Below are 15,160 nucleotides of genomic sequence, written 5' to 3'. Positions count from 1 at the left end.
AAAAAATGCACACGTGATCATTGATATATGCCATTGTTTTTAAATGGTTTTATTGAACGTGTTTTGCAAATTTTCTTATCGACGCACAAGCAGTCATTTTTTCCCGCAGAATGAAAATGGAAAGGACGATATATTTGCCGGCGAAAGCGAGAACCGCCTTCCATCAGCAAGAGCGCTTCGCACCTGAAATATTTCGATTGGAATAGTCGGCCCTTATGGCCTGTGATATCAGACATGAGGTTTTGCAACGGGGAAGTTGAATGGCGAGAGGGTTCGTGACGGCCGAAGAGGTGGCGAAAAAGGCTGGTGTCTCGCGCTCCGCCGTCTCGCGCACATTCACCCCCGGCGGCAGCGTATCGAAGGCCGTCCGGCGCAAGGTGTTGAAAGCCGCGCATGAGCTTGGCTACCGCGTCAACCGTCTGGCCCAGGGCCTCAACAATGACCGATCCAATCTCATCGGGGTGGTCGGTGCCAATCTCAGCTCGCCGTTTATTTCAAAACAGCTCGACCTCCTCAGCATCGGCCTTCTGCGTCGCGGCTTGCAATGCCTGCTGCTGAATGCGGCCGATGCACGCAAGGATATCGCGCCGCTGATCGAACTGCTTTTCGAGTTTCGCGCCCAGGCCATCGTCGTACTCTCCGGCGAGCCGCCAGCCTCGATTGTCGACGAATGCATTGCCAATGGCGTGCGCCTCATCCTCATCAACCAGCGCCTCGACCGGACCGATACGAACATGGTGCTGAGCGACGATTCCCACGGCGCCGATCTCGCCGCCATGCGGCTTGTGGCGGCTAAATGCCGGAAGGTCGCGGTCGTTTCCAGCGGCAGCCAGACACCGGCACAGCTGCGCCGCGCCGGCGCTTTCACCCAGCGCATGAGCATCGAGGGTATCGAGGTCGTTCCATGGTCGGGCGGTCCGACGAGTTATGACAGCGGCTATCAGGCAGGCTGCGAGTTGCTGACGGACAAGACAATAGACGGCGCCTTCTGCGTGACCGATCTGCTGGCACTCGGCTTCATGGATGCAGCAAGGCTAGAGATGGGCCGCCGAATTCCTGAAGACCTGTCGATTGTCGGTTTCGACGATATTCCGCAGGCGGGCTGGAAAAGCTATCAGCTGACGACCGTTGCCCAATCCTTTGACGCGCTGACCGAGAAGGTCCTGACCGCCCTCGACAGCGACGAGCCCGAGACCCGGCTTCAGGTCGTGCCCGTTGAGATGGTCGAAAGGATCACCGCGCGCTAGAAGCCCACTCCCGGGCAAAAACCACAGCGCCGTTTTACTGGCATGGCTTCAACCCGCCTGCTTGATCCGGCTTTCGATCAGGAGACCGCTTTCATCGAGGATCGGATGTGCGACGGCGGCGATATGGGCGTTGATGCGCTTCAGATCGCGCAGCATGTCGAGATGCACTGAGCTTGTCTGGATGCTGTCAGTCAGGCCGTCGCGCAGGCGCTGGAGATGTCGCTCCGATGACTGTTTTTCCAGCCGGCGCACGTCTTCCTTCACCTCCACCAGCCGACGGGCAAGGTCGGCATTGCGGGTGGCGAAAACGGATTGCGCCATGCGGATATTGTCGAGCGTGATGGAGAATAGACGTTCCAGCTCGCTTTTGCCATCATCGGAAAACCTGAGGCCAAGATTGATCTTCTTGGCGATTTCCGGGCGGATGCCCTTCTCGATGATATCGCCGATATGTTCGAGATTGATGGCATATTCAACGATATCCATCGCACGTCGCTGATCCTTCTGGCACAAACCGTCCTGGCCCACCTTTGAGACATAGACCTTGATGGCATGCTGGATACTATCGACCCGGCCTTCCAGCGTACTGATATCATTGAGTTTGGAAAGATCGCTGTCGCGCATGGCGTCATTCGCCTGACGCAGCATGCGCTCGATCAGGTCACCAACCAGCATGACCTCGCGGCTTGCACCGGCAAGCGCCGCAACCGGTTGACCCAGATCATGACTGTCGAGATAGCTGCGGCGGCTTTCGACTCCCTCTTTTTCCGGCAGCAGCGCGGTCGTCATCCGCAGCAACAAAGGCGATAGCGGCCATGCGATCGCAGCAACAGCAAGATTGAAAAGGAGATGCGCATCGACCGCTAGATTGGCGTGCGAGAAAGGCGACATGTCGAGCAGTGCCGCGCCGTATCCGGCAAGAGGCAGGGCTGCGACACAGCCGGTGGTCCGGACGATGAGGTTGCCAAGCGCCACCCGGCGCGCCGCGACCGGCGCCTTCAACGTCGCAAGCACCGGCGGAACCGCGCCGCCGAGATTGGCGCCGAGTACCAGCACGATAACGAGGCTTGTTTCAATGCCGCCGCTTGCCGCAAGTGACAGGATGAGGACGACGATGGCAAGGCTCGATGATGCCAGCACGGCCAGCACCGCGGAAAAGATCAACGCGACCGGCCAGGCATTGCCGAGCATGGAAATGAAGAGGTTAAGCGCCGGCGACTGCCGGATCGGATCCGTCGCCGCAGAAAGAAGATGCAGGGAAAGCAGCATCAGGCCGACACCGGCAAGGGCGGCACCCGCACCCTGCCGCTGCACCGACTTTCCACGCAATAGAATGACACCGGCAAGGATCAGCATCGGCGACAGCCAGCCAAGACCGAGTGCGACAATCCACGCGGTCGTCGCAGTACCCACATTCGCGCCGAGCAGCACGATTTGCGCCATCGCCGGTGCGATCAAGTCTTTTTCAACGAAGGAGGCAACCATCAGCGCCGTGGCTGTCGAACTCTGCAGGGCGATCGTCGCCACGAGACCGGCGATGAAGGAGCGAAACCCACCCCGTGTACCGGCGGCAAGCCCGATGCGAAGCTTGGCGCCGAAGGCACGCGACATTCCGTCCTTGATCTGCCCAAGGCCGAAAAGCAGCAGCGCCACCGCGCCGAACAGATTGATGCTGACAACGACCGATTCCACTAGATCACCTCGCCTGTCCTGCTTGCCGCCACTCTTCCCCGAGGGGACGTTGAACTGCCCCGTTGACATCGCGGATTGCGTCGAAAAACCTACGGATCACACCGCAACGGATTGGAGTTGCGGTGTGAGACGGAGCTCCAGATGCCGCAAACCGCCTTCGGCACGGTCGAGAAACAGCCCAAGGGCACCGAAGAAGATTTCGATAAAACTCTTAACCGAACCGTCGTGGTGATCGGGCTCACGGCCGAACCGCTTCGCCAGCATCCGGTAAAGGGAAAGCCGTTGAGGCGCGATATGGACAAGCGCCAGACCCGCGCTTTGACGCAGGCAATACCAGTCAGCAATAAGCTCGAACATCGGCAGATCGGAGGAAAGCCCGACATCATGCGAGGCAAGGCTTTTTTCACCAAGCAGGCCGATAACCTCGGATATGGTTTTATCCGCAATCGCCGACACGATCCCGGCTGGCCACTCCTTGGTGAAATAACGATGCCTGATAAGCGCGCGTTTGTGGCCAAGCAGGAAATCACCATAATTGCCGGCCGCAAATGCGCGGTCCTCATCCTCGCCCGCAAGTGCCATTTCCTGCGCATACCCCCGGCAAATGCGGCGGTTTATCGGCAGCGCGGCCATTTCCACCGTCTCGACGGAAATCTCGTGCTGCTGGGGATGAACGACCTTGAAGGCGGGTGGAAAGGCAACCAGAGACGGCACGGCGATATTGGTGAGCGAGGTTTCCCCTTCCCCACGCCGGGTTACGCCTTCCACATGCAGATGTCCGCTGAAATGGACTTGGAGCCCCGCCTCAACCAGCGCATCCTCAACCGCCTTGCGCGGCGTGCGACGCACCACGTTGGTTTCGCCGAACAGCGCACTTTCGGCACCGCTTGCGCCATCGAAGGGATCGAGCGCCGGATAGTGCGAAAAGCCGAGCAAAGTCTTGCCGAGCGCCTGCGCTCTTTCGCGCACATCGGCAATCCAGTCGATGATGAAGGGCTTGCAGCGCAAAAGCGCATTCCAGCCGCCAGAGGTACTGTCGGTGAAAGCCGCTTCCTCACCCGTCTCGAAAGTGCCGTCAAGCGGTTCGAAAATATTGGCGTCGATCATGAGCAGCCAGAGGCCCGGCTCCGGCTCAACCAGATAAGATGCGTCCATCAGCCGGTAGATATTGGTGCCATCGGGGGAACGCACCTCGTAGAGACGATCTTCCGTCGCATCGGAAAGCCCGAACGGTGTTTCCCAATGCAGATAGTCCGGCTGGCGGAAATATCCGAAAGCCGCCATCGGGCCAAGGCCAACGGGGTAGCCTTCGCAATACATCCGGTCGCTGATCACCACCCGATCACCGGCCCGCCGCGCATCGCTTGAAACGGAAAGGCATTTGCCGTTCTCCGTCAGAAACTCCTTGGTATGATGTCGGCCACGCGGGCCGAAAATATCGTGGTTGCCGGGCAGCGCATAAAAGGCGGTGCCATGGGTATCACGATGACGCTCCAGAATACCCTTCAGCGTTTCGGATGTCGCGCGCTGGCCGTCGTCGGTATAGTCGCCAAGCAGCACCACATGGCGAATGCCCCGCTGCCGCACTTCTTCGAGTGCAGCATGCAGCGCATCGGCGCTTTCGTTGAAAACACGGGTGGATTCGCGTGTATCCGACCAGCTACGCATGGTGATGCGTTCTCCATCGACCTCTATGCCGGGAAAACCGAAATCGGCCGCCGTGTCATGGAAATGGGCGTCGGCAATGACGGCGACGGAAGGAAGCGTGCGTTTCAGCATGGTTGGACAGTCTTTCTGCCTTCGACCATATCGATCCAGTCGGAAGCGCGGCGGGCAGCAGCATAAAGCATCGGTTTCGGTGTCTCGAACCATTCGTCCGGCCGCAATTCCCGCTTCGTGCGGATCACAGCCAGTGCATCGTCGAGGTTAGGGTAAAGATGCGGCTGCTGCTTGTGCAGGAAAAGCGCGACCAGCGATACCGAGCGGCTGCGGCCGCTGCGGCAATTGACGAGCACATTGCCGCCATCGGGGAACGGATAGGTTTCGCGTTTCGGCATGGTCTGCCGCAATGCGCCGTCGAGAATATAATAGGCCCCCAGCATCATCGTGTCCGGACTGCCTTCGCCGTCGATAAGACCGAGCTTATAATAACGGATATCGCCATACCCCACCGCGCACCTGTCGCCATCTTCCGCCGACGCCTGCACGAGATTGATATCCAGATTGACGGCGCAGTTGACGACGGTGTTAATGCCGTGCCGGTGAAGGAGCCCAAGGTCGCTCGCACCATCGCTGCCGCCGATATAGAGCGCAACGTTACGCGGGCCGAGCCCTTCCGCAATCAGGCTGATCGCAGGCCGGGCATAAACGGGTCCATCCATCTCATTCCTCCACATGCACCAAGCACCCTTCACGGACAGGCGCTCGTCTAAACTCAGGCCGATACGGCCCGCTGCCGATCCGAAGGCTGCCGCTCTGCCAAAGGTATCTTCGATGCCCGGCTGACGCCGCTTGCAACACCGCTGGCTGCGGCCAGCACCGGCCCGCCATCTTCAAGACTACCGATCTCCAGGAAAGGGCAGACGTCGCCGCCAGCTTCGCTGACGAGTAGCAGTCCCGCAAGACAATCCCATGAATTCATGTGCAATTCGAGATAGGCATCGGAGCGGCCATCGGCCACATAGGCAAGCGCCAGCGCACCGGAACCGGCGCGGCGCACATTGGTGCCCATATCGAGCAGGTTCTTGACGACATCAAGATAGGTGGCATTCGCGATGCGGGTCGACCAGCCCATTTCGATTGAGGCCGCATCGAAACGTTCCGTCTGCGCAACCTGGATCGGCTGCCCGTTACGCGTTGCCCCCTCGCCGCGTCGGGCGAAATAAAGTTCATTCAGAGCCGGATTATAGATAGCGCCGATTTCGGTTTGCCGGTTTTCGACATAGGCGATGGAGATGCAGAAGTGCGGAATGCCGCGGGCGAAATTTGCGGTGCCGTCCACGGGATCAACGACCCAGACGCGATCACCGATCACACCGCCGCCCTCCTCGCCGAAAAAACTGTCCTTAGGAAAGCAGGTCGAGATCGCGCCGCGAATATGCGCTTCGGAGGCTGCATCCGTCACCGTCAGAAAGTCCTGCGGGCCCTTCATTGAGAAGCTGCGTGTCGCCTCGCCCTGAAAGCCTTTCAGCACCAATTCCCCGGCGGAAAGAATAACGCTGCGGCACAGTTCGGCACGGGCTGCCAACGTATCCGGATAAGGCATCAGGTCCATGCGGAATAACCATCTCTCAAAAGATTGAACACGCGTTCATATTGCACACGTGTTCAATCTTTTCAAGCGTGATTTTGCGGCGGGCGGTCCGCTGGAGTTCATACCAGTCCCCTAAGCGTTCAGACAACCGGTTTAGCCCAAAATCCCCAGACGCGATGGAACGGTTTTGCACTGCGGGAGTTTCCATATCGCAACCCAAGCAGGAGGAAGAAAAATGGATCATGCCAATCACGTACGCCTCGTTGAAACCGAACTGACCCCGTCGGTTCTGGAAGGTGCAACAGTTTATGGCGCAGATGACCACAAGGTCGGCAAGGTCGATCACGTCCATGGCGTCGGCGCGGCAAGCACCGCGATCATCGACGTCGGCGGCTTTCTCGGCATCGGCGCAAAGCCCGTCGCAGTACCGCTCAGCGATCTCGATTTCATGCGCGATGAAGACGGCGATGTCCACGCGATTACCTCGTGGACCAAGGATCAGCTCAAGGAAATGCCTGAGCACCACCACTAATCTTTAAAAAACGCCCGGCTACCAGCCGGGCGTTTTTTTCTCCTGTCGGGCGACCCCGCCCATACTCCCCATGAGATGAGCTAAGGCCCGATTGTTCTGCCGACCGATGGAACGCTTAAGCGTATCAAGCATTTTCTTGGCGCTCAAAAAATTCGGGCGCAATGCAGTTCAGGGGGACAGTGATTGAACAACCAGATACAGGCCACTCCGCTGAGCATCGACGACGTCACCGTTATCGATGACGAGAAGGTCAAAAAAGCAGTTACGGCAGCCGCTCTCGGTAACGCGATGGAGTGGTTCGACTTCGGCGTTTACGGCTTCGTCGCCTATGCCGTCGGCAAGGTCTTCTTCCCTGACGCGTCACCCGCCGTTCAAACGGTGGCGGCGCTCGCAACCTTCTCCGTCCCCTTCCTCATCCGCCCATTGGGGGGCGTATTTTTCGGCGCCATGGGCGACAAATTCGGGCGTCAAAAAGTCCTCTCCCTGACAATCATCATCATGGCCGCGAGCACCTTCTGTATCGGCCTCATCCCCGGTTATGCCACCATCGGCATATGGGCACCCATTCTGTTGCTGTTATGCAAGCTTGCCCAAGGGTTTTCCGTTGGCGGCGAATATACCGGTGCGGCCATTTTCGTGGCGGAATACGCGCCTGACCGGAAGCGCGGTTACCTTGGAAGCTGGCTCGACTTCGGCTCCATCGCCGGCTTCGTGCTTGGCGCGGGGCTCGTCGTGCTGCTCAGCACCGCGATGGGTGAAGACAAGTTCCTCGACTGGGGCTGGCGCATTCCGTTCTTTCTGGCGGCACCCCTCGGGCTGATCGGGCTTTATCTGCGCCACGCGGCAGAAGAAACACCAGCCTTCACCGAACGCCTGCAGCGCTCTGAAGAAGAAGACCGGCAGTCGCTGAAAGAGCGCCCCATGGTTCCCATCGCCGAGATCGTGAGCCAACATTCCCGCTCGCTGGCAATATGCATAGGCATGGTCCTCGTGACCAACGTCACCTATTACATGCTGCTCACTTACATGCCGACATATCTGTCGAAGACGCTGAATTACAGCGAGGACCATGGCGTCCTCATCATCATCGCGGTTATGGTTGGCATGCTGTTCGTCCAGCCCGCCATCGGGCTTTTGAGCGACCGGATCGGACGCAGGCCGTTTCTGGCGGTTGGCAGCACGGCGATCCTGTTTCTTTCACTGCCGGCATTTCATCTCATCGCCAGCGGACAGGTTGTTCAGATTTTCTTCGGCCTGCTCATCCTGGCGGTCGCACTCAACTGCCTGATCGGGATCATGGCATCCACCCTCCCGGCCCTTTTCCCGGCCCGCATCCGCTACAGCGCGCTGGCTATCGCGTTTAATATCTCGATCATCGTTGCCGGGCTCACGCCGACACTCACCGCATGGTTGGTGGAGGTAACGGAAAATATCTATATGCCGGCCTACTATCTCATGGTCGCGGCCATCTTTGGCATTGTGACGACATTTTTCCTCAAGGAAACCGCCAACCGGCCGCTTTATGGCGACACGCCGAATGCGTCTAGCCGAAAGGAAGCGAAGTCGCTTCTTGCAGAGCAATATCTGCACATCGAGAAAAGCGTCGATGAGATAGACGACGAATTGCTCAAACTTGAAGAACAGAAGGAAATTCTTCAGGCAAAACGCAACCAGCTGGTTGGCAGACATCCGGATCTGACCTGAGCGGATATCCAGTCCTGGAACAGGATGCGCGGCGATGCATTTGCACCCGCGCATCCCTTAAACGTCAGACGGCGAGGAACCCGCCATCGATAGGCAACACCGCGCCGGAAATCATGCTGCTATCATCTGACAGAAGCAGTGCGATGCTCTGTGCCACGTCTTCGGCCTCGGCAAAGCGCTGCAGAGGATGGCGAACCATCATTGGTGTGCTCTTGGCCGGATCGTTCCATGCTTCGGCAGCCAGTTCAGTCAGCGTGATGGTCGGCGCCACGGCGTTGACACGGATGCCGTGCGGCCCGAGTTCCTTGGCAAGAACGCGGGTTGCGCCTTCAAGCCCCGCTTTCGAGGCCGCGTAGCAGAGATGATCCTGAAAACCGCGATGACCGGCAATTGACGTGATGTTGACGATTGCGCCGCCGCCACCCTTTGCGACACGGGCACGGGCGAATTCCTGGCAGGTGACGAGCGCGGCACGCAGATTGATGCCCAGTACAGCCTCATAACCTTCGTCGCTCATATCAAGCACGCTTTCGAGCACGTTGATGCCGGCGCTGTTGATGAGAAAATCGCAAGGACCCGCCTCGACCATCGCGGCCCGCGTCGACGCCACATCTGCGAGATCGACACGGATCGAGCGTCCGCCGATTTCGCTTTTCAGGCTGTCGAGATCGGACTGGGTCCGGCTGATTGCCACGACCTCAGCACCGCGCGCGGCCATCAGGATAGCGCAGGCACGGCCGATGCCCTTGCCTGCGCCGGTGATGATGACGGATTTTCCGGAAAACTGCATGGAATCCTCTTTATTTTGCGGCCAAAACGGCCGGACGATGGAAGCTTGTGGCGCTTCAGGAATGGTTTGCGGAACGAATGGCGCGCGCCGCATTCTGCAGTGCCAGAAACGCGTCGTAGCGTGACTGGTGCACTTGGCTGAATGCAGCGTCCGGTGCCGAATATTTGGCAATACGCGACATGGCGGGCATTGCGGAAATCAGGTCGGGATAGGCCTTGGCAGCAACCGCGCCGAGCATCGCCGATCCCAGAAGCACCGGCTCCTCGCATTCAGTGAGTTCAACCGAAAGCCCCGTCGCATCCGCCAGCAATTGTCTGGCAAGCGGATGCGCGCCCGCGCCGCCGCTGACACTGATCGTTTCCACGGGAGCGCCATGACGCGCCTGCGTCTCGATGATCTGGCGAAGCCCGTAACCGAGGCCGAGAAGCCCCGCCACGTAAAGCGCGACAAGCGAATCCACCCCCGTCTCGGTGCCGTAACCGGCAATGACGGCACGGGCATGAGGATCGGCGAAGGGCGCGCGGTTGCCGAGGAACTCCGGCACCACGTGAAAATTCTCGGCAATCTTCACGGCAGCGGAAGCAGACGTGGCCAAAGCTAGTGCACGGTCGGCAAGCCATGCAGGTAATGACTTGCCTTCTTTTTCGGAAAGCGCCTTTGCCTCTGAAAATGCCGGGTGCAATTGCACCAGATAATCAATGGCCGCACCGGCGGCGGATTGGCCGCCTTCATTGAGCCATGCGCCGGGAACCATGGCGGAATAATAGGGACCCCAAACACCCGGCACGAAAGCCGGCTCCGAGGTGGTTGTCATGGTACAGGAAGAGGTACCAAAGACGTAACCGAGGCACCGCGAAGCGTCGCCGCCCGCAGCCACCGTGCCGACACCCCCGGCATGCGCATCGATCAGACCGGCGGCAACGGCGGTTCCAGCAACCAGCCCCATGGCTTTTGCGGCTTCATCGGTCAAACCATTACCCAGCGCCGTGCCTGGATGAACGACGCTTTCACCGATACGGCGGAATCCCTGCTCCGCCAGATCGCCAAGCCCGATGCGGGTGAAATATTCCGCATCCCAACGTTCCTCATGGGCGAGATAAGTCCACTTGCAGGTAACCGTGCACGCGGAACGATCGAGCGCGCCTGAGGCTTTCCAGGTCAGGAAGTCCGTCAGGTCAAAGAAGTGCTCGGCGCGCGCATAGATATCCGGCCTGTTTTCGCGAAGCCAGAGCAGCTTGGGCGTCTGCATTTCCGGGGAAATCCGGCCACCGACATATTTCAGAACGGCATGTTCGCCCGCATTGATCCGCTCCGCCTGTTCGACGGCGCGGTGATCCATCCAGACGATGATATCGCGCTCTGGATGATCCGGCGCGCCGACCGGAAGGGTCTCATCCTCAGGCCCGCGCACCACGAGCGAGCAGGTGGCATCGAAACCGATGCCAACCACGGCTGCGGGATCTATGCCGGCGCGCGAGACACTTTCCCGCACGCTGTCGCAAACGGCTTTCCAAACCTCACCACTCGATTGTTCGGCTATGCCGCCGTCTTCGCGATGCATCGTGATCGGGCGCTTGGCGGTGGCGAGAAGCCTGCCCGCCACATCAAAGACACCGGCACGGGCAGAGCCGGTACCGACATCGACGCCAATCAGGTAGGAAGCCATTTGCGATACTCCTTGGGAGTGTAGTTTAAACGCGGTCGAAGTTGGTGGGCAGCACCAGCATGTCGCGGATGGTGACGGTGCGCTTGCGGGTCAGCATGTAAACCACCGCATCGGCCACTTCACTCGCGTCGATGAGGCTACCCGATTCCTTGGCCTTGCGAAGATTTTCTTCCGGCCAGTCTGCCAGAAGGGCCGAGACGACCGGGCCGGGAGAGACCTGCGCGACGCGCACACCATGCGGGATCATCTGGCGACGCATGCCCTGCACGAAGCTGGTGATCGCCCATTTCGAACCCGAATAGACCGGCTCCCAATAGGTCGGGAAATGTCCGGCGATCGAGCAAGTGACGATGATGTCGCCGGTCTTGCGCTCCGACATGTGCGGCACGACGGCCTGTACATTCTTCATCACGGCATTGACGTTGAGGTTCAACATCTTGTCGATGGCTTCCGGCGTGGTTTCGGTGAGATCGCCACCAATATAAGTGCCTGCGTTGCAGTAGAGAATATCGATGTGATCGACCTTCTCAAGGATTTCCGGGATCATGGCATTGCAGCTGTCTGCATCCAGAAGGTTCGTGACCTGCGCGATGGCGCGCTTGCCGAGTTTACCGACAAGTTCATTCAGGGCTTTCTCGTTCCAGTCGACCATGACGACGGTTGCACCGTTTTCCAGTAGCGCCTCGGTGGTGGCGAGGCCAATACCGGACGCGGCGCCGGTGATGACCGCGATCTTGCCTTGCAGCAATTCAGACATTTAATTCTCCTGCTTCTTTGAAGATATGACGTGTGGGCTCAACGCCAGTCGCGCCCGATATAGATGGCGAGCAGAATGATGCCGCCCTTGATGACATCCTGCAGATAAGGGTTGATACCCATGAGATTGAGGCCGTTATTCAGGATGCCGAGCAGCACCGCGCCGATAAGGGTACCAAGAATGAGCCCGCGTCCGCCGGCAATCGCCGTGCCGCCGAGAACCACGGCCGCAATGGCATCCAGCTCGAAACCGACACCCGCATTGGGCTGTCCGCTCATAAGCCGGCCGGTCAGAATGAGAGCTGCAAGCGCTGCCGTCACGCCTGAGATACCATAGACGGCAAGCTTGACGCGCCGGGTCTTGACGCCGGAGAGGCGCGCGGCCAGCTCGTTGCCGCCGAGTGCATAGACGTGACGACCGAAAGCCGTACGCTGCAAAAGCACCCAGGCCACGGCGTAAATCACCACCATGATGATAACAGGCACCGGCACGACGCCAACGCGGCCGACGCCAAACCAGGAAATCCAGCTCGGAATGCCGCTGACGGGATAACCGCCGGAGTAGATGAGGCCGAGACCGCGCGCCATTCCCATCGTCGCAAGCGTGACGATGATGGCCGGCATCTTGCCCCAGGCGACAAGTGCTCCGTTGAAGATACCGATGCCAAGTCCGATGAACAGCCCGGCCGGCAAGGCGAGCGACGCAGGCAGGCCGGTATTCACCATCAGGCCTGCAGACAGCGTGCCGACAAGCGCCATGACCGCGCCGACCGACAGGTCGATGCCGCCTGTGAGGATGACGAATGTCATGCCCACGGCCAGAATGCCCACGACTGAAACCTGTCGCAGCACGTTCATGATGTTGTTCACGCTGAAGAAATTGTCGCTCGCAAGACCCATCAGGATCGATACGACAATCAGGCCCGCCAGAGGCAGGGCGAGAGGCGAGCGCAGCATGCTGCCAAGGCCGAAACCGCTCGTCTTTTCGGCAATGCCGGTATTTGCATCAAGCGACATGTTCAACCCTCCCGGTGGTGGCGTTTGTCATTATTGTTTCTGAATTGATGTCTGCGCCCTCGACGGTGGCGACGATGCCCCCGGAGCGGAACACGCAGACGCGGTCCGACATGCCGATCACTTCCGGCAGCTCCGAAGAGATCATGATGATCGAATAGCCCTTGGCTGCGAATTCGCGCATCAGCGCATAGATTTCCGCCTTCGCGCCGACATCGATGCCGCGCGTCGGTTCGTCGAAGATCAGGACGCGCATGTCATGGTTCAGCCAGCGGGCGATAACGATCTTCTGCTGGTTTCCACCGGACAGCGTGTCCACGCGGGCATAGGGTCCCTGTGCCTTGACCTGAACCTGCGCCATCGCCTTTTTCGTGTGCTCCAGCTCTTTTTTCAGGTCGATAAACCAGTGAGCCTTCTGGTACTTGCGATAGTTGTTGAGGGAGATGTTCTGCAGGATGGAGAAACTGGTGATCAGACCCTCTTCCTTGCGGCTTTCCGGCAGCAGGCCAATGCCGCGCATCAGCGCCTCATCCGGGCCGGAAAAGCGGGTCTCGACGCCATCGACCTTGATCTTGCGGCGCGAAGCGGAATGCGCGCCAAGCATGGCCAGCACCGTTTCCGTGCGCCCGGAACCGACAAGCCCGGCAAAACCGAGTATCTCACCCTGCCGCAGGGTAAAGCGCGAGACCGGCCCGCCTTTTTTCAGTTGAAGCTCTTCGACCTCGATCACGTTGCGCGCAGCTGTATCGATCTTCGGTTTGGGCGGAAAATTGGCCTCGATGCGCCGGCCGACCATCATCTCCACCAGACGGTCATTATCGACGTCAGAGGTGAGGCAGGAGCCGATGAGTTCGCCATCACGCAGGACGGTGATGCGGTCGCAGATCTCGAATATTTCCTCGAGATGATGGGAAATGAAGATGATAGCGACACCCTGACGCCGCAGCTCGCGCATGACCTTGAAGAGATGCTCGGTCTCGGACGGGGTAAGCGTCGCAGTCGGCTCATCGAGAACGAGAATACGGGCATCGAGTGAAAGCGCCTTGGCAATTTCCACGAATTGCTGCTGGGCAACGGAAAGGCGGTGCACCGGCACATCGAGCGGAACGTCCACGGCCAGACGGCTCATGATTTCGGCGGCACGTTTACGCATCGCGCGCTTGTTCAGCAGGCGCAGCGGTCCGCGGATTTCGCGTGCCAGAAACATGTTTTCAACCGCATCGAGATAGGGGATCAGGCTGAATTCCTGAAACACGATGCCGATACCGGCGGCAATCGCCTCGTCGTAATTGGCGAAGCGGCGGTCCTTTCCGTCAATGCGGATCGTGCCCTCCGAGGGCTGCAAAATGCCGCACAGGATTTTCATCAATGTCGACTTGCCAGCGCCGTTCTCTCCCAGAAGCGCATGCACCTCGCCGGCGCGCGCCTGCAGGTCAACGCCGCGCAGGACCTCGATCTTGCCGAAGCTTTTTCTTATTCCATTCAGTTCCAGCATTTTACCCTCCTCGATGGTCGGGACATGTCCCGCCCCCACACGAGGCGGGGACGGGACCTGGGGAGGAATTCTTACCAGCTGAAGTCGCCGGCGTTCTTGCTGTCAACGACCATGACGTCGATCGGCACTTCCTTCGGAACGACGCGGGCGCCCCACTTCTGGGCAAGCGCCATGGCAAGGCCAACGCGCACCTGGTCACGCGGGAACTGCGCGGTCGTTTCGATGAAAGGGCCGCCGTCGGCAATTGCCTTCACAGCTTCGGGAGCACCATCAACCGAGGTCAGCTTGATGTCCTTGCCGGAGCCCTGGATCGCAGCGAGGGCACCCATTGCGCCGCCATCATTCACCGAGAAGATACCGGCGAGGTTCGGACGGGACTGGATCATGTTTTCAACGACGCCGAGCGCAACGGAGCGGTCCTGACGACCATTCTGCGTGTCGACAAGCTTGATGTCGGCAAATTCGGCAAGCGCTGCCTTGCAGCCTTCGACGCGCTGCAGGATCGGCACGACCGGGATACCGTCGAGGATTGCGACTTCACCCTTGCCGCCGAGCGCATCACCGAGATGCTTGCAAGACTTGTAGCCTGCGTCACGGTTCTTCGAGCCGACGAAGGTGTCGACCGGGCCGTTTGCGTTGGCGTCGACAGCAACGACAATCACGCCGGCAGCTTTGGCAGCGTGCACGGCGGCTTCGATGCCGGCGCTGTCGGTCGGGTTCAGAAGCAGGATGTCGATCTTCTGCTGCAGCATGTCTTCCACGTCGGAAATCTGCTTTGCCACATCGTGGCCGGCGTCGGTGACGACAACATCAGCGCCGATGCTTGCCGCGGCTTCCTTCAGCGCTTCCTGCATGGACACGAAATAGGGGTTGTTCAGTTCCTGGAACGTCATGCCGATTTTCAGCTTGTCCTGTGCCAATGCCGGAGCGGCCATCATTGCAAGTGCGGCCGATGCCATCAGGAACTTGGATTTCATTCTCATAGTAACTTCCTCCCGTTTGGAAAATCTG

The 15,160-nt window shown here is 59.3% G+C and carries 13 protein-coding genes; 3 read left to right on the top strand and 10 right to left on the bottom strand.

Going from position 1 to position 15,160, the window contains the following annotated elements; genetic code table 11:
• The first annotated feature begins 260 nt into the window (after positions 1 to 260).
• Positions 261 to 1,247, top strand: coding sequence for a LacI family DNA-binding transcriptional regulator (locus tag G6L97_RS20705; protein ID WP_003518188.1), 987 nt, complete (start codon positions 261 to 263; stop codon positions 1,245 to 1,247).
• A 48-nt stretch (positions 1,248 to 1,295) separates the two neighbouring features.
• Here G6L97_RS20705 and G6L97_RS20700 read toward each other — a convergent pair whose 3' ends face one another.
• The 4 genes from G6L97_RS20700 to G6L97_RS20685 all read right to left on the bottom strand — a co-directional run bounded on the left by G6L97_RS20700 (position 1,296) and on the right by G6L97_RS20685 (position 6,213).
• Entirely contained in the window at positions 1,296 to 2,939 is a 1,644-nt protein-coding gene (locus G6L97_RS20700; protein ID WP_035200110.1) for a Na/Pi cotransporter family protein, read from the bottom strand.
• 96 nt (positions 2,940 to 3,035) lie between these two features.
• The gene (locus G6L97_RS20695; RefSeq protein WP_035200108.1) at positions 3,036 to 4,718 is read right to left on the bottom strand and encodes a metallophosphoesterase family protein; all 1,683 of its coding nucleotides are present in this window, start codon (positions 4,716 to 4,718) and stop codon (positions 3,036 to 3,038) included.
• On the bottom strand, positions 4,712 to 5,320 hold the full coding sequence (locus tag G6L97_RS20690) for a dual specificity protein phosphatase family protein (RefSeq protein ID WP_035200106.1): 609 nt from the start codon (positions 5,318 to 5,320) through the stop codon (positions 4,712 to 4,714). The genes G6L97_RS20695 and G6L97_RS20690 overlap by 7 nt, the downstream gene beginning before the upstream one ends.
• A 53-nt stretch (positions 5,321 to 5,373) precedes the next feature.
• The gene (locus G6L97_RS20685; RefSeq protein ID WP_065687433.1) at positions 5,374 to 6,213 is read right to left on the bottom strand and encodes an inositol monophosphatase family protein; all 840 of its coding nucleotides are present in this window, start codon (positions 6,211 to 6,213) and stop codon (positions 5,374 to 5,376) included.
• Positions 6,214 to 6,427: 214 nt separating this feature from the next.
• Here G6L97_RS20685 and G6L97_RS20680 point away from each other — a divergent pair, with 214 nt between their 5' ends.
• Together G6L97_RS20680 and proP are read left to right on the top strand one after the other, a co-directional pair.
• Positions 6,428 to 6,724 (top strand): PRC-barrel domain-containing protein, encoded by a 297-nt coding sequence (locus G6L97_RS20680; protein ID WP_003518197.1) that lies wholly within the window; start codon positions 6,428 to 6,430, stop codon positions 6,722 to 6,724.
• 183 nt (positions 6,725 to 6,907) lie between these two features.
• Positions 6,908 to 8,428 (top strand): glycine betaine/L-proline transporter ProP, encoded by a 1,521-nt coding sequence (gene proP, locus G6L97_RS20675; protein WP_013762244.1) that lies wholly within the window; start codon positions 6,908 to 6,910, stop codon positions 8,426 to 8,428.
• 64 nt (positions 8,429 to 8,492) lie between these two features.
• Here the strand turns inward: proP and G6L97_RS20670 are convergent, their stop codons facing one another.
• The 6 genes from G6L97_RS20670 to G6L97_RS20645 form a co-directional block, all read right to left on the bottom strand.
• Complete coding sequence (locus G6L97_RS20670; RefSeq protein WP_013762243.1) at positions 8,493 to 9,218, bottom strand: SDR family oxidoreductase; 726 nt, start codon at positions 9,216 to 9,218, stop codon at positions 8,493 to 8,495.
• Between the two features lie 55 nt (positions 9,219 to 9,273).
• Complete coding sequence (locus tag G6L97_RS20665) at positions 9,274 to 10,884, bottom strand: FGGY-family carbohydrate kinase (RefSeq protein ID WP_013762242.1); 1,611 nt, start codon at positions 10,882 to 10,884, stop codon at positions 9,274 to 9,276.
• 25 nt (positions 10,885 to 10,909) lie between these two features.
• Complete coding sequence (locus G6L97_RS20660) at positions 10,910 to 11,641, bottom strand: SDR family oxidoreductase (RefSeq protein ID WP_013762241.1); 732 nt, start codon at positions 11,639 to 11,641, stop codon at positions 10,910 to 10,912.
• A gap of 38 nt (positions 11,642 to 11,679) precedes the next feature.
• On the bottom strand, positions 11,680 to 12,657 hold the full coding sequence (locus tag G6L97_RS20655; RefSeq protein ID WP_003518202.1) for an ABC transporter permease: 978 nt from the start codon (positions 12,655 to 12,657) through the stop codon (positions 11,680 to 11,682).
• Complete coding sequence (locus G6L97_RS20650) at positions 12,647 to 14,149, bottom strand: sugar ABC transporter ATP-binding protein (protein WP_013762240.1); 1,503 nt, start codon at positions 14,147 to 14,149, stop codon at positions 12,647 to 12,649. The genes G6L97_RS20655 and G6L97_RS20650 overlap by 11 nt, the downstream gene beginning before the upstream one ends.
• A 71-nt stretch (positions 14,150 to 14,220) precedes the next feature.
• Positions 14,221 to 15,132 (bottom strand): ABC transporter substrate-binding protein, encoded by a 912-nt coding sequence (locus G6L97_RS20645; RefSeq protein WP_013762239.1) that lies wholly within the window; start codon positions 15,130 to 15,132, stop codon positions 14,221 to 14,223.
• Positions 15,133 to 15,160 lie beyond the last annotated feature (28 nt).

Origin of the sequence: Agrobacterium tumefaciens, assembly GCF_013318015.2 — a bacterium.
Taxonomy (GTDB): Bacteria; Pseudomonadota; Alphaproteobacteria; order Rhizobiales; family Rhizobiaceae; genus Agrobacterium; species Agrobacterium tumefaciens.
Note: the sequence above shows the minus strand (reverse complement) of the source record. Positions and strands in the feature narration are given on the sequence as shown.

Excerpts from the sequence above, each read along its gene's own strand:
- G6L97_RS20705 (WP_003518188.1), top strand. The coding sequence starts at position 261 with ATGGCGAGAGGGTTCGTGACGGCCGAAGAGGTGGCGAAAAAGGCTGGT.
- G6L97_RS20695 (WP_035200108.1), bottom strand. The coding sequence starts at position 4,718 with ATGCTGAAACGCACGCTTCCTTCCGTCGCCGTCATTGCCGACGCCCAT.
- G6L97_RS20690 (WP_035200106.1), bottom strand. The coding sequence starts at position 5,320 with ATGGATGGACCCGTTTATGCCCGGCCTGCGATCAGCCTGATTGCGGAA.
- G6L97_RS20685 (WP_065687433.1), bottom strand. The coding sequence starts at position 6,213 with ATGGACCTGATGCCTTATCCGGATACGTTGGCAGCCCGTGCCGAACTG.
- G6L97_RS20680 (WP_003518197.1), top strand. The coding sequence starts at position 6,428 with ATGGATCATGCCAATCACGTACGCCTCGTTGAAACCGAACTGACCCCG.
- G6L97_RS20670 (WP_013762243.1), bottom strand. The coding sequence starts at position 9,218 with ATGCAGTTTTCCGGAAAATCCGTCATCATCACCGGCGCAGGCAAGGGC.
- G6L97_RS20665 (WP_013762242.1), bottom strand. The coding sequence starts at position 10,884 with ATGGCTTCCTACCTGATTGGCGTCGATGTCGGTACCGGCTCTGCCCGT.
- G6L97_RS20660 (WP_013762241.1), bottom strand. The coding sequence starts at position 11,641 with ATGTCTGAATTGCTGCAAGGCAAGATCGCGGTCATCACCGGCGCCGCG.
- G6L97_RS20655 (WP_003518202.1), bottom strand. The coding sequence starts at position 12,657 with ATGTCGCTTGATGCAAATACCGGCATTGCCGAAAAGACGAGCGGTTTC.
- G6L97_RS20650 (WP_013762240.1), bottom strand. The coding sequence starts at position 14,149 with ATGCTGGAACTGAATGGAATAAGAAAAAGCTTCGGCAAGATCGAGGTC.
- G6L97_RS20645 (WP_013762239.1), bottom strand. The coding sequence starts at position 15,132 with ATGAGAATGAAATCCAAGTTCCTGATGGCATCGGCCGCACTTGCAATG.